We start from the raw sequence: 14,122 nt of genomic DNA, 5'->3' as shown, positions 1-14,122 counted from the left end.
AAGGAATTAGGCATGGAATTGGACAGCAGAGCCCTGTCGGTCACCAAGTTCTGGCGCGATGCCGGCGAGGACGCGTGGTTCGAGAAGAACGAGGCCTTCGATGCCGACTTCCGCGACCGCTTTCTCGATCTGCATTACGCAGCAGCGCGGCGTGAATGCGACGGCTGGCTGGAGCATGCCGAAGGCTCGCTGGCGCTGATGATCCTGCTCGACCAGTTTCCGCGGAACTGCTTTCGCGGCACCGGCCATATGTACGCGACCGACCCGCTCGCCAGGTATTTTGCCGCAAAGGCGATCGCGGCCGGTCATGATCTGGCGCTCGAAGTAGAAGTCCGCGTTTTCCTCTATCTGCCGTACGAGCATTCGGAACTGCTCGCCGACCAGCACATATCGGTCGATCTGACCCAGGCCCGGGCCGAACCCTATCTCAGCTATGCCGTCGAACACCGCGATATCATTCGGAACTTCGGCCGTTTTCCGCACCGAAACAGGATGCTTGGCCGCGAAACCACCCCGCGGGAGCAGTCGTTCCTGGACGGCGGCGGATTCTCGGGCTGAAAGTTCGGCTGCCACCTCGTTTGGATGTCAGGCCAACCACCAATCGCGGCCGGACGACAATCGCTCGATGCCAGAGGTGTCGACGGCGACCAGCCGGTCCGCGATGCTGCGACCGCTGACCACCAGGCTGGGCGCGATCTCCGCCAGCGGCGCCAGCACGAAGGCGCGCTCCAGCATGCGCGGATGTGGCACCTCCAGCCCGGTCTCGTGAATGACGCGTTCGCCGAAAACCAGAATGTCGATGTCGATCAGCCGCGGCCCCCAGCGCTCCTCGCGTACGCGCTTCAGCTTGCGCTCTGCATCAAGGCAGAGGTCGAGCAAGGCACGCGGAGCAAGCCCGGTGGAAATTGCCGCGGCCGCGTTGAGAAAGTCGGGTTGATCGAGCTTGCCCCAGGGCGGTGTGCGATAAAGCGAGGAGACGCCGGTGACACGCGTGTCTGCATCGGCATCCAGCATGCGCAATGCCGCGCCCATTGATTTTGCCGGGTCGCCAAGATTGCCGCCGAGGCTGAGATAGACAGTACTATTCGGGCCAGACAACGGTCACCTCGACGTAATCGATCACGCCGGGCACCGGAGCGTTCGGCTTGCGCACCGTGATTTCGGCTTTCTTGATCTGCGGAAAACGCGCCGTCAGCGCACGGGCCACTTCGAGCGCCAGCGACTCGATCAGAAAGCGACGCTGCCCGGTGATGATCCTTTCGATCACCGTGAACGCAATGCCGTAGTTGACGGTGTCCTCAATGGAATCCTCGACAAGCGCCCGGCCGGGATCGACGGTGAGAGCGGCATCGACATAGAAGCGCTGGCCGAGCCTCTCCTCCTCGTCCAGCACACCGTGCCGGGCAAAGAAAGCGCAGTTCTTCATGCGGATGACATACATCGCTCAGTTTCTCGCCCGGTCGGTTTGACGCGCCAGCATAGCATCTGCGAGCGCCAACGCGTCCACGTTGAATGCGACATCATGGACGCGAAACAGATCGGCGCCCTTGAGCCGCAAGATGACGCTGGTCGCCGCAGTTCCAACCCCCCTGTCGGCCGCATCACGGCCGGTAACCGTGCCGATGAAGCGTTTTCGAGACGTACCGGCCATCAGCGGCAAGCCCAATGTATGCAACTCGGAAAAGCGAGCCATCAGGTCGAGGTTTTCCTCCGCCGTCTCCTTGGCGAAGCCGAATCCGGGATCGAGCACGATATGATCGTCGGAAATACCGTTCTGGCGGGCGATCTCCAGCGATTTCTGCAGGAACGCCAATTGATCGGCAATCACGTCCGGCAGCTTCTGGCGATCTCGTCCGGTATGCATGATGACAAGCCCGGCGCCGGTGTCGGCGGCAACACGCGCAATGTCGGGCTCACGCTGCAAACCCCAGACATCGTTGACGATATGCGCACCTGCGGCAACCGCAAGCCGCGCGGTGTCGGCGCGATAGGTATCGACCGAAATCAGCACCTCGCCGGTGCTCGCCAGCGCTTCGATCACCGGCAGGATGCGGGCCTGTTCCTCGCTTGCCGATACCGCGGCGGCACCGGGGCGGGTCGATTCTCCGCCGATGTCGACGACCAATGCCCCTTCCCTGACGATGCGCCGTGCCTGGGTCAATGCCTTTTCGGGGGCCTCGAACAGACCGCCGTCGGAAAAGCTGTCGGGCGTGACATTGAGGATGCCGACGACCACGGCCTTGCCGCCAAGCTCGAGATGGCGCCCATGCGCCAACTGCCACCGCCTGGCCGTCATTGCTCATCAACCATGGAGTTCATCAATCATGTGAGATCCCCAGCGGATCAATTCCGTTGCGCCGGCAACGGCCGTAAAGCAAGGTGGTCGAAGAGGCAACATAATGAAACGATCCATGCTTGGCGTGAAACAACTCCTGCTTGGCGCGCTGCTGCTCGCCATGACACCGATCCCGGCGGGTGCGGCCAATCTCGTCAAGACGTATAGCTACTTCGCCGTCGGCGGCAGCACGCTCGACGAAATCGAGGCACAGCTCTTCAAACGCGGGCCGGAGGTGAAAAGCACGGGCACGCGCCACCCGGGCGCCACGCAAATGGCCTTCACCACCCGCACCAGCTATGCGCGGACATCGAGTTCCTGCCGGATCGCCGATGCCGTGGTGACCGTCAAGGTGAAGGTGATCCTTCCCGAATGGCGCCGGACACGCAAGGCCGATGCCGATGTAAGGCTGTTTTGGGACACCTTGTCGGCCGACATCAAGCGACATGAGGAGCGCCACGTCGAGATCGCGAAGAACTATGGCCGCGAACTCGAAGAGGCGCTGGAAGCCACCTACCCGCAAAGAAACTGCGACACCGCCAAGGCCAAGGCAGCCGCAATCACGGCGGCCGTTCTGGCCAGGCATGACCGTGCCCAGGTCCAGTTCGACCGTGTCGAAAGCGTCAATTTCGAAAGCCGCATCCTCAGGCTGCTGCGCTACCGGATGGAGCGCTTCGGGAACGGCAAACTGCCGCCGACGTGAACCGTGCCGAGGCGTTGAATGGCGGCGCAGGCCAATTGCACTGAAGCGTAGTGCCAGATTCGAAAACTTTTCGAGCACCGGTCGAAATCGGCCTATACGGGACGACATATGTCAATGCGGCTAACGCGGTCAACACGCCGGAAGGGCTGAATGGCGGCCAGTCGCAAGCATACGGATGAATGGACATGGACCAGACTGTCGACAGGCAGACGGTGGTGAAGACCGACTCGCCTCTCAGCGAAAGCGAAAAGAACGCCATCATCGGTGGCGTACTCCTGTCGATGCTTCTGGCAGCGCTTGACCAGACCATTGTCGCACCTGCGATGCCGACCATGGCGCGCCTGCTCGGCCATGCCGAATATCTGCCCTGGATCGTGACCGGTTACCTGTTGACCGCCACAGCGATGGCGCCGCTCTATGGCAAGATATCGGACGTTTATGGTCGCCGGCCAACGATTTACGCGGCAATCCTCATCTTCCTTGCCGGATCACTGGTTAGCGCTATGGCGCCTAACATGCTGGTCCTGATCGTCGGTCGCGCGATCCAGGGCGCCGGCGGCGGCGGCCTGTTTGCGCTGGCGCAGACCGTGATCGGTGACCTTGTGCCGCCGCGCGAGCGCGCGCGCTACTCGGCCTGGATCGCGGGGACCTGGGCGGTCGCCAGCATCGCAGGCCCGCTTTTGGGCGGCACCTTCGCCGAGCATCTCCACTGGTCGCTGATCTTCTGGATCAACATGCCGCTTGGTCTCATCGCCATGGCCATCATCAACAAGCCGCTGAGAAAGCTGCCGATCGCGGCAAAGCACCATCGCATCGATGGCCTCGGCGCGTTGTTGCTCGTCGCGGCCACCGCCTTGCTGTTGCTGGCGTTGAACTGGGGTGGCAGCGAATATCCATGGCTGTCGCGTGAAATCTTCGGGCTGCTCGCCTGTTCGGCTGTCGTCTGGAGCGCCTTTGCGTTGCGGCTGCTGCGTGCGGCCGAACCGCTGATCTCGCTCGAAGTGCTTGGCAACCCAATCGTCCTTGCCGGTACGTTGTCATTGTTCCTGCTGCAGGCCGCCAATATCGGGCTCGCGGTCTACCTGCCGGTCTATTTGCAGTCCATCCTCGGGCTTTCGGCCAGTGAATCGGGAACCGCCATGCTTGGGCTCATGCTCGGCACCGTTGCGGGCGCGACATTCAGCGGCCGCACGATTCCCCGGTTCGTTCACTACAAGCGGATCGCGATGATGGGGGTGACCTTCGCCATCCTGTGCCTCGGCATACTCAGCCTTGTGGCGGGGCATGTTTCCCTGCTGGTCGTCGAGGTTCTGACGACGTGCATCGGCTTGGGCAGTGGCACGACATTCCCCGTTGCCACCGTGTCGGTTCAGAATGCCGTCGATCAGGCCCATCTCGGCGTCGCCACCGGCGTACTGACCTTCCTTCGTTCTTTGGGCAGCGCGCTTGGCGTCGCCATCCTTGGTGCGGTCGCGCTCGGCTACGGCCTGCCGCTTGCCGGAGAAAACGTCCAGGCGGCCAGCACCGCCGTCGAGGCACTGGCATTCGTGATGATCTTCATCACCGCGGCAGCGATGCTGGTCATGGCGCTCGTCGCGCTGGTGCTGATGCCGGAAAAGCCGCTGCGCGGCCATCCCGAGGCTCCGGTGCTGGCTGACTGACAAAAGACGTGAAGCGCGTCGGCTGCATTTGAATCAAAGCGACGCGTTCAGGAAGCTTCCACCACGCCGAGCTTCTTCTGCAGGCTGGTCGACGAGGTCGTGTACTGGAACACGATACGCTCGCCGGGGCTGATGATGCGCTTGGCGGCCTGCGCCATCAGCGCCACCTCGTGGAAGCCCGACAGGATCAGCTTCAGCTTGCCCGGATACCAGTTGATGTCGCCGACCGCGAAGATGCCGGGCACCGATGTCTGGAACTTCTCGGTATCCACCGGAATGAGGTTCTCGTGAAGATTGAGCCCCCACTCCGCGATCGGTCCAAGCTTCATGGTCAGGCCGAAGAACGGCAGCATGCGCGTACACGGCACCTCAACATCGCCGTCCGGCCCCTTGATGGTGGCCGATGACAGCTGGCCCTCGGTGCCGGTCAATCCGGTCACTTGCCCGACTTGGAAATGCAGCTGCTTCATCTCCTGCATGGCATACATCTTGTTGACGCTGTCGGGCGCGGCACGGAACTCAGGCCGCCGGTGCACCAGCGTCACGCTCTTTGCCACCGGCTGCAGGTTCAGTGTCCAGTCGAGCGCCGAGTCGCCGCCACCGACAATGACGAGGTCGTGGCCGCGAAAATCCTCCATCCGGCGCACCGAATAGAAGACACTCTTGCCTTCATAGGGCTCGATCCCGGGGATCGGCGGACGCTTGGGTTGAAAGGAGCCGCCGCCCGCGGCAATCACCACCACCTTGGCCTCGAACACCTCGTTCTCGTCGGTGATGACGCGAAAGCTGCCGTCCTCCAGCTTTTCGAGGCTGGAAACCATGCGGTTGTAGGTGAAGTCAGGCTTGAACGGCGCGATCTGCTCGAGCAATTTGTCGACCAGTCCTTGCGCCGAGATCGAAGGCCAGCCGGGAATGTCGTAGATCGGCTTTTCCGGATAGAGTTCCGCGCATTGGCCGCCCGGCCGGTCGAGAATGTCGATCAGGTGGCACTTCATGTCGAACAGGCCGAGTTCGAACACGGCGAAGAGGCCGATGGGCCCTGCCCCGACAATGAGGACGTCTGTGGTGATGGTGCCGGTCATGCGATGTGCCCCACTGCGTGTTGTCGAGACACTGCATGAGCAAGCCGCCGCTGCCAAGCAGCAGCCGGCAAAAAACCGATGTCTCAGCCCTGGCGGGCAGGCACTCGGACAACCAGGCCGTCGAGCGCGTCGCGCACCTTGATCTGGCAGGACAGGCGTGAGTTCGGCTGGACGTCGTAGGCGAAGTCCAGCATGTCCTCTTCCATCGCTTCCGGCTCGCCGACCTCGGCCGTCCATGCTTCGTCGACATAGACGTGACAGGTTGCACAGGCGCAGGCGCCGCCGCATTCCGCCTCGATCCCGGGCACAGCGTTGCGGATCGCGTTCTCCATGACCGTCGAGCCGTTTTCGGCGTCCACGTCGAACTGCGTGCCGTCATGGGCGATGAAAGTCAGCTTGGTCATTTGTCACCTGAAGGGAGTTGCAGCCGAGATAATCACTCCGGCGAGCAAGTCAACTGCCGCGCGAAAGCGCCGCCCCGCGACGTTTTTCCGCAAACCGGGTTTGGCGTCGGATTCAGCGACTGATGGCGGCGATGAAATCGCGCACTTCGTCGATCAGGGTGCCGAGCTGCTTGAGCGTCTGGTTGTCTTCCGGCCGGCGCTCGATCTCGGTGACGCAATCTGCGATGGCAAAGGCACCCACGCCCCGTGCCGAGCCCTTGAGCCCATGGGCGAGCAGAAGCCGGTCCTTGATGTCGGCGTCGACTATTCTATCGCGCACCGACAGTGCCTGTTGTACAAAGAGCGCCAGCACCTCCTGTTCGAGGCTGCGGTCGCCCATCGTCTGTCGGGCAAGGTGTGCCAAATCGACCGGTCGTGACCGCCTCGATCCGGATACGTCACCCCCGGGCATTGAGAAGGCAATGCCGCTTTCGCCACGCATGAACTCGAACTCCGTTTCTTCGATTGCCCCAAAAACCTAGGCGAATCCAGTGGACAACGGGTTAATGGATGGCCGCGAAAAATGTTGCGAAAACGGCGCCCAAATCACGGTTGCGTTAACCTTATATTTAAAGTTTTACGTATCCCGCGGAATGCATGTTTTCTTTACCCCCCTGTGTCATTACGATACGAGGGGTCCATTTTCAGCCTCCTGCGCGTGGTACGACAAACAGAATTATAAGGCCCGCGGCAGCTAGTACAGGGTAGCGAAGGCATGGCAAAGAAACCAACGACGACGAGAACTCTCGACAGCGACGTGGCCAGGGAACTGGAGAAGGCGCTTGATATCGACCTCAGCAATGATGTCGGCAGCGGCGACCTCGACATCGCCGCTTCGATGGAGGATCTGGAAGCGCAGATTTCCCAGGCCGCCGACGAGTTGGCACGTGAGGGACGCAATCAGAAATCCGAGTCCGTCGTCAATCAGAGCCAGGCCCAGAGCCAGGCTGCAAAACCCGCGCCCAAGGCCAAGCCTGCCGAGTTGCGCCCCGTGGAAACACGCAATGGTGCCCAGCCCGGGGGGTTCTCGCCGGCCAATGACGATCGCCAGAAGGACTACAAAACGCTCCTGCACAGCCTCAACAGGCGTGCCTCGAACACCATTTACTGGGTTGTCGCCTTCGTTTCGCTCGCCTGGTTCGCCGGCGCCGGCGGCTTGGCCAATGTCCTTTTCGGACCGAGCATCTGGACGATCCGCACGCTCGACCAGTTCCTTGCCCGTCCGGAGCTGATCGGTCTGGCGGTTGCGGCGATCGTGCCTGTCATCCTGTTTTGGGCCTTCGCGGCCATGATTCGCCGCGCCCAGGAAATGCGCATGGCCGCCCAGTCGATGACCGAAGTGGCCTTCCGCCTGACGGAGCCGGAAAACCTTGCCCAGGATCGCGTCATGATGATCGGCCAGGCTGTTCGCCGCGAGGTCGCGGCCATGGGCGAAGGCATCGAACGCACGCTTGCCCGCGCCGTCGAACTGGAAACGCTGGTGCACAGCGAAGTCAACCAGATCGAACGCTCCTATTCCGAGAATGAATCCCGCATCCGTTCGCTGGTCGACGGGCTCGGCAGCGAACGCGAAGCCGTCGTCACCCATGCCGAGCGCGTCCGCGCCTCGATCAGCGGCGCGCATGAGACGCTGAAGGACGAGATCGGCGCCGCCTCCGACATCATCCGCGACAGCATCCTCAATGCGTCGACCAAATTGTCGATGACCATCACCAATTCTGGCGACACGCTCATCGACCGCATCAACGAAAGCTCGATGTCGATCTTCGATTCGGTGGAAGGCCGGCTCGATTCGATCACCGACCGCCTGTCGACCTCCGGCGAGGCTTTCGCCAGCCTTCTCGACACCCGCATTGCCAAGCTGACGGACACCACGGACGGCCTGACGCGGTCGTTGACCGATCTGCTCGACGATCGCACCACCGGCATGGTGTCGCTGCTTGGCGGCGCCGCGCGCACCCTCAATTCCGAATTCGAGGCCAGCCTCAACGGCATCGAACGCACGCTCGCCGAACGCGGCCAGGCGCTGATCAGCGAGTTCCAGACCCGCGCCGAGGCGCTGGATACCGGAACGCAGAAGCTCAATGCGGCCCTCGAGGCCCGCGCCCGTCAGATCAACGAGACACTGGTCGAGCGCGCCCGCGAAATCGCTCACACCTTTGCCGAGAGCAAGGACACGCTGTCGGCGATGATCGATCAAGGCAAGACCCAGATCGGCGCCGATATGGCCGACATCGTCACCTCGACCTCCTCCATGCTCGAAGCCCGCGCCAGCGACTTCGCCGGGCGCATGGAAGCCGCCCGTCACGTCGTTTCGCGTTCGTTCGACAGCGACATCCAGCGCCTCGCCGACGCCCGCGTCGGCATCGAGGAAGCCGTCGAGAACCACAGCAGAATGCTGTCCGAAAGCCGCGAGCGCATGGCCGAGGCAATGCAGGCCGATCTGGCGAAGTTCGACGAAAGCCGCGCCGGCATCGATGCGGCGGTGACGAACCAGGTGCAGAAGCTGGCCGAAGGCCGCAGCCTGATCTCGCGTGCGCTCGAAGAGGATCTGCGCAAGGTCAATGAATCGCGGGCGGCTATCGACGCGTCGCTCGGCAGCCATCTCGAAAGGCTGGAAGAAGGCCGCAACAGGCTCTCCGCTGCCCTGAATGAAGACTCAGGGAAATTGGTGCAAGCCCGTACGATCATTGATGAAATGGTTGCCGGTCATGTCGGAAAACTCGCCGAAGGCCGCAACATCCTGTCGCGCGCCCTGGAAGCCGACCTCGGCAAACTGTCCGACAGCCGCGCCGATATCGACGGTCTGGTCGCCGGTCAGGTGGAAAAGATCGCCGAGGGCCGCGCCTTGCTCGCCAAGGCGTTGGAGAACGACATTGTCGGCATCAAGAGCCTCATCGAAACCCATTCCGCCAAACTGGCGGAAGACCGCACGCAGCTTTCCCATTCGCTGGAGAGCGATCTGTCCGGCATACGCGGCCTGATCGAAGGCCATTCGGGACGGCTGGCCGAAGACCGCAGCCTGCTGTCGCAGACCCTCGAAGCCGACCTTGCCAAGCTGGCGGAGAGCCGCTCCAGCATCGACGGGCTGGTCGCCGGTCAGGTCGAGAAGCTGGCCGAGGGCCGCGACATTCTCAAACGCGCGCTGGAATCCGATCTGAACACGATCAAGGGCGTCATATCGAGCCAGTCGGAAAAGCTGGCCGAGGATCGCGGCCAGCTTTCGCGGGTGCTGGAAGCCGACCTGCAGAATGTGAACAGCGTCATCGCCGACCACATGAACAGGCTGGCGCAGGATCGTTCGACCCTGTCCAAGGCCCTTGAGGACGACCTCGCCAAGCTGGCGGAGAGCCGCTCCAGCATCGACGGGCTGGTTGCTGGCCAGGTCGAGAAGCTGGCCGAAGGCCGCGACATCCTGCGGCGCGCCCTGGAAGCCGACCTTAACGCGATCAAGGGCACCATTGCCGACCAGTCGCAGAAACTGGTCGACGACCGGGCACAGTTCGCCCAGGCCCTCGAGGCTGATCTCGAAAGCGTCAACGGCTTGGTCAACAGCCATTCCGAACGGCTCGCCCAGGATCGCTCGACCCTGTCGAAGTCGCTCGAGGCTGATCTGGACAGGGTCAACGGCCTGGTCAACAGTCATTCCGAACGGCTCGCCCAGGATCGTTCGACCCTGTCGAGGTCGCTTGAGGCCGATCTCGAGAACGTCGGTGGCCTCGTCAACAGCCACGCGGAAAGGCTTGTCCAGGAGCGGTCGACCCTGTCGAAGGCGCTTGAAGACGACCTCGCCAAGCTCGCCGAGAGCCGCTCCAGCATCGATGGCCTGGTCGCCGGCCAGGTCGAGAAACTCGCGGAGGGCCGCGATATTCTCAAGCGCGCGCTGGAAGCCGATCTGGCCAAGCTGGCCGAAAGCCGCTCCAGCATTGATGGTTTGGTCGCTGGTCAGGTGGAAAAGCTGGCCGAGGGCCGCGACATCCTCAAACGAGCCCTCGAAGCGGACCTGCAGAGGCTGGCCGAAAGCCGCAGCGACATCGATGACGTAATCGCCGGGCATGTCGGCAAGCTTTCCGAAGGCCGCAACATGCTGACCCGCGCGCTGGAAGACGATCTTGGCAAGCTCGCCGAGACCCGCAAGGACGTCGATCGCTCGCTGTCGAGCCACATCGACCAGATCGCCGCGAGGAGCACCGATATCTCAGCGGCAATCGCCGGCGACGTCGAGAAGATAGAGCAGGCGTTCAACCGTCAGACGGGTATCATCGAAGAACGCGCGGGCACCATGGAGCGTGCCCTTTCGACAGGCGTCGACAATATCCGCGGCGTACTTGAGAAGAGCGCCGTATTTGTAGCCGGCGCCCTGCGTGAGAAGGTGCTGGAAGTCACCAGCACGTTGCATGAGCAGGCCGGTGCCGCGTTCAGTGACGCCGACCGCAAGATCGCCGAGCGCGCCGAGCAGACCTCCGCCGCCCTGCTGGCACGGGCCGAAGACATCGCCCGCACCTTCGAGGACGCCGACCGTCGCCTGCACGCCCGCGCTGAAGATACGTCGAACGCCTTGCTCGCCCGCGCCGACGACACGTCCAGCTCGCTGCTGGCACGCGCCCATGAAACCGCCGATCAGCTGGCTGCTCGTGCAAGCCAGATCGCCGGCGCCTTCGACGTGGCGGACCAGAAGCTCGCCGCCCGCGCCCAGGAAACCGCCGATCAACTGACCGCCCGGGCCCAGGACACCGCAGACCATCTGGCCGCCCGTGCAAGCGAGATCGCCGGCACGTTCGATGCAGCCGACCAGAAACTGGTCGCCCGCGCTATCGAAACGGCCCAGTCGCTGGCCGCGCGCGCCGGCGACATCTTGCGCAATTTCGAAGGTGCCGACCAGCGACTCGGTGTGCGCATCGGCGAGTCGGCCGAAGCGCTTGCCGCCCGTGCATCGGACCTCGGCCGCATCTTCGATGCCGCCGACCAGCAATTGGTCTCGCGCATCGCCGAAGGGTCGGAAGCATTGTCGAGCCGTGCCTCGGAAATCGGCCGCATCTTCGACGACGCGGATCAGCGCCTGGTGTCGCGCATCGCCAACAGCACCGCCACGATCGGCGAGCACGCCGAGACCATCGTCGGTGCCTTTGCCGATACCGAGCAACGGGTCGCCGAACGCGCAAGGCGGACCGGCCAGGAAATGGCCGTGCATGCGCGTGAAATCGAGCAGGCGCTGGCCGGCGCCGACGAGCGGCTTGCGTCGAGCGCTGCGGCTACGGCCGCCCGTGTCGAAGAGCAGGTCTCTGGCGTCGAGAACCGTCTCGCCCACACGGCCGAGACGATGGGCCAGAAGCTCAACGAGCAGGTGTCGAATGCCGAGGCGCAACTCGTCTCGCGCGCCAATGTCATCGCGGAAACGTTCACCGCGGTTGGCCAGCATATCGGCCAGAGCACCAACGATGCCGCCAAGACGATCGGCGCCAACACCCGCGAACTCAACACCATGCTCGCGGCACGTTCGGCCGAAATGTCGAAGATCCTCGACGAAACGGCACGGCCTTTGGTCGAGCGCTTCGCGCAAGGCGGCTCGGAACTGCAAAAGAGCATGGAAGCGGTCACCGAACGCGCCACCGAGAAGCTGCGCAGCGAGAATGCCGCACTTGTCGACGCACTCGCCAGCCGTACCGCCGAGACCTTGTCGGCGGTCGAGGGTGCCCGCTCGTCGCTGTCCGACAGCGTCGCCGATCTCATCGGCCGCATGACCAAGTCAAGCTCGCAGCTCGGTCAGTTGATCGAGCAGGCCGCGGTCAATCTTGGCCAGGTCGATGAACGCCTCAGCGGCAGCACGCAAAGTTTCGCCGCCACCACCGAGAAGGCCGCGCAGACCTTTGCCAGCTCAGCGCGTCTGGTCGATTCGAACACGACAAGACTGACGGAACTGTCGTCGTCCACCTTGCGCGAGGTCGCGTCGATCGCCACCAAGTTCGACGAACATAGCCGCCTGCTCTCCAGTGCTTCGGACCTGTTGAGCTCGGCCCAGAGCAATTTGGAACACACGCTCGAACGGCAGTCGTCGCTCGAAGACCTCGCCGTCGGCCTGGTCAAGAAGTCTGAAGATCTCGAAAGGGTTATGCGCTCGTTCGAAAATCTCGTCGGCCAGACGCTGCAGAACGCCGAAGGCAAGACGATGGAGTCGGCCGACAAGATCCGCAACGCCATCACCGACGTCGTCGATTCGGCCACCAAGCGCTTCGCCGATGCGACCGAGGAGATGCGGCGGACCGCAGGCTCGATCAAGAGCGAACTCGACTTGACCCGCGCCGAGCTCAAGAAGGGCGTCATCGAAATGCCCGAGGAGGCCAAGGAATCGACCTCGGCCATCCGCCGCGCCGTTTCCGAGCAGATCAATGCGCTGAAAGAGCTGTCCGAGATCGTAGCGAAATCTGCCCGCAATGGTGAGGGATCCGAGCCACGCAATCTGCGCCCGGCGCCGCAAGCGCCCGCCGCACGCGCCGCCGAGCCGCCGCGTCGCGCACCGGAAGCGCCGCAGCCGGAGCTGCGCTCACCTCAGGCGCCCTTGGGCGGCCCTGCATTGCGCGGCACGCTCGACCTTGAGCGTCCGGCCGACGCGGCACCGCGTCCGCGGCCCGACGCCAATGCCCGCACGCCTCAGGGCGGCTGGGTGCGCGATCTGCTGACCGCGGCGTCGAATGACGAGGATCTGAGGCCTGCGGCACCCTCGGGGCCGGCGGAAGCGCCGCGCGCGGCGCCTGCCCAGCGCTCGCCCCTGCATGTCGTGGAATCGCTGAACTCGCTGTCCGTCGATATCGCGCGGGCCATCGACCACGACGCATCGATCGAGTTGTGGAACCGCTACCGGCGCGGCGAGCGTGACGTGTTCACGCGGCGGCTCTACACGCTGAAGGGTCAGCAGACGTTCGACGAGATCCGTCGCAAGTACCAGGCGGAGGCCGAGTTCCGCGCCGCCGTCGACCGTTACTGCGACGATTTCGAGAAGCTGCTCAAGGATGTGTCGCGCAACGACCGCGACAACATCATGGCGCAGACCTACCTGACGTCGGACACCGGCAAGGTCTACACCATGCTGGCCCACGCCAGCGGCCGCCTGCACTAAGACAGGAATTGAAGAGGCGGGGCCATGGTCCCGCCTGTGTGACTGCCTTAACCTCCAGCACGCGCTGAACCTGGATGCGTTCGGGACTCGTCCAAAGTCCGACTCCCAACGGCACCAAAGTCCATCGGCAAAGCTCCGCCTACGCTCAAGGATGTGATCGTGAAGACGGCAATCATATTCGACTGCGAGTTTCTTTGCCTCGAGGGTTCGCAACGTCGATTCTGGTGTGCGGCCCACGACCCCGACCCGGTGATCGCGCAGCTCGGCGCCGTCAGACTAGGACTCGGGGACGGCTTTCCCCTGTTGGGCACGCACAAGGCCTATATCAGACCGGTCGACCGGTTTGGAAACAGATATGCCCTCGACCCGTTTTTCACCAAACTGACCGGCATCACCGAGGAAGACTTGGACACCGAAGGGGTAGACCTCGGGGAGGCCCTCGCGGACGTCGATCGCTTTTCCGATGGAGCGCGGTTCTGGTCGTGGGGCAAGGACGAACTGAACATGGTCGCCATCAGTTGCTATATCGCGGGCATTCAACCTTCGATCCCGGCCATCCGGTTCGACAACGCCGTCAGGCTGCTGGTCGAGGCTGGGATGCCGGTCGAGGATCTGGCGAGAACGCCGAGCAACAAGCTTGCGGACTACTATGGCATCGAACACCCGCCATTGCAGGGGCACGACGCGCTCGATGACGCGCTGTCTGTGGCCTACACCCTGCAGCACCTGATGAAGACTGGAAAGCTCCGGCCGGACATCTTCGACCGCTTGTAGGTAGAAAGAG

11 protein-coding genes are annotated in these 14,122 nt (G+C 63.2%); 5 read left to right on the top strand and 6 right to left on the bottom strand.

Annotated features, from left to right (window positions below; translation table 11 throughout):
• The first annotated feature begins 12 nt into the window (after positions 1-12).
• A complete protein-coding gene (locus NKJ89_RS21575) occupies positions 13-558 on the top strand; it encodes a DUF924 family protein (RefSeq protein WP_023762924.1) in 546 nt (181 codons plus the stop codon).
• Positions 559-585: 27 nt separating this feature from the next.
• Here the strand turns inward: NKJ89_RS21575 and folK are convergent, their stop codons facing one another.
• From folK to folP, 3 genes are read right to left on the bottom strand one after another with little or no spacing between them, the layout of a single operon-like run.
• The gene (gene folK / locus NKJ89_RS21570) at positions 586-1,098 is read right to left on the bottom strand and encodes a 2-amino-4-hydroxy-6-hydroxymethyldihydropteridine diphosphokinase (RefSeq protein WP_031261380.1); all 513 of its coding nucleotides are present in this window, start codon (positions 1,096-1,098) and stop codon (positions 586-588) included.
• Positions 1,082-1,441 carry a dihydroneopterin aldolase gene (gene folB / locus NKJ89_RS21565; protein WP_023762922.1) on the bottom strand — a complete coding sequence of 120 codons (360 nt, stop codon included), beginning with the start codon at positions 1,439-1,441 and terminating at the stop codon, positions 1,082-1,084. Before folB ends, folK begins: the two co-directional genes overlap by 17 nt.
• A 3-nt stretch (positions 1,442-1,444) precedes the next feature.
• The gene (gene folP, locus NKJ89_RS21560) at positions 1,445-2,296 is read right to left on the bottom strand and encodes a dihydropteroate synthase (protein WP_352605430.1); all 852 of its coding nucleotides are present in this window, start codon (positions 2,294-2,296) and stop codon (positions 1,445-1,447) included.
• Between the two features lie 103 nt (positions 2,297-2,399).
• On the opposite strand from folP, the gene NKJ89_RS21555 reads away from it, so the two are divergent.
• The gene (locus NKJ89_RS21555; RefSeq protein ID WP_352605428.1) at positions 2,400-3,038 is read left to right on the top strand and encodes a DUF922 domain-containing Zn-dependent protease; all 639 of its coding nucleotides are present in this window, start codon (positions 2,400-2,402) and stop codon (positions 3,036-3,038) included.
• 185 nt (positions 3,039-3,223) lie between these two features.
• Positions 3,224-4,699 (top strand): MDR family MFS transporter, encoded by a 1,476-nt coding sequence (locus NKJ89_RS21550; protein ID WP_352605426.1) that lies wholly within the window; start codon positions 3,224-3,226, stop codon positions 4,697-4,699.
• Positions 4,700-4,746: 47 nt separating this feature from the next.
• On the opposite strand, the gene NKJ89_RS21545 is transcribed toward NKJ89_RS21550, so the two are convergent.
• From NKJ89_RS21545 to NKJ89_RS21535, 3 genes are all read right to left on the bottom strand, one after another.
• Complete coding sequence (locus NKJ89_RS21545) at positions 4,747-5,781, bottom strand: NAD(P)/FAD-dependent oxidoreductase (RefSeq protein WP_023762918.1); 1,035 nt, start codon at positions 5,779-5,781, stop codon at positions 4,747-4,749.
• Positions 5,782-5,864: 83 nt separating this feature from the next.
• Complete coding sequence (locus tag NKJ89_RS21540) at positions 5,865-6,185, bottom strand: 2Fe-2S iron-sulfur cluster-binding protein (protein WP_023762917.1); 321 nt, start codon at positions 6,183-6,185, stop codon at positions 5,865-5,867.
• A 112-nt stretch (positions 6,186-6,297) separates the two neighbouring features.
• Positions 6,298-6,666 carry an Hpt domain-containing protein gene (locus NKJ89_RS21535; RefSeq protein ID WP_031261376.1) on the bottom strand — a complete coding sequence of 123 codons (369 nt, stop codon included), beginning with the start codon at positions 6,664-6,666 and terminating at the stop codon, positions 6,298-6,300.
• A 273-nt stretch (positions 6,667-6,939) separates the two neighbouring features.
• Here NKJ89_RS21535 and NKJ89_RS21530 point away from each other — a divergent pair, with 273 nt between their 5' ends.
• Both NKJ89_RS21530 and NKJ89_RS21525 read left to right on the top strand, forming a co-directional pair.
• Positions 6,940-13,338, top strand: coding sequence for a kinesin (locus NKJ89_RS21530; protein WP_352605424.1), 6,399 nt, complete (start codon positions 6,940-6,942; stop codon positions 13,336-13,338).
• Between the two features lie 159 nt (positions 13,339-13,497).
• The gene (locus NKJ89_RS21525) at positions 13,498-14,112 is read left to right on the top strand and encodes a 3'-5' exonuclease (protein ID WP_352605422.1); all 615 of its coding nucleotides are present in this window, start codon (positions 13,498-13,500) and stop codon (positions 14,110-14,112) included.
• Positions 14,113-14,122 lie beyond the last annotated feature (10 nt).

The organism is Mesorhizobium sp. M0047 (assembly GCF_040323315.1).
Lineage (GTDB): Bacteria > Pseudomonadota > Alphaproteobacteria > Rhizobiales > Rhizobiaceae > Mesorhizobium.
The sequence above is the reverse complement of the archived record's forward strand: the minus strand, read 5'-3'. Positions and strand labels throughout refer to the sequence as shown.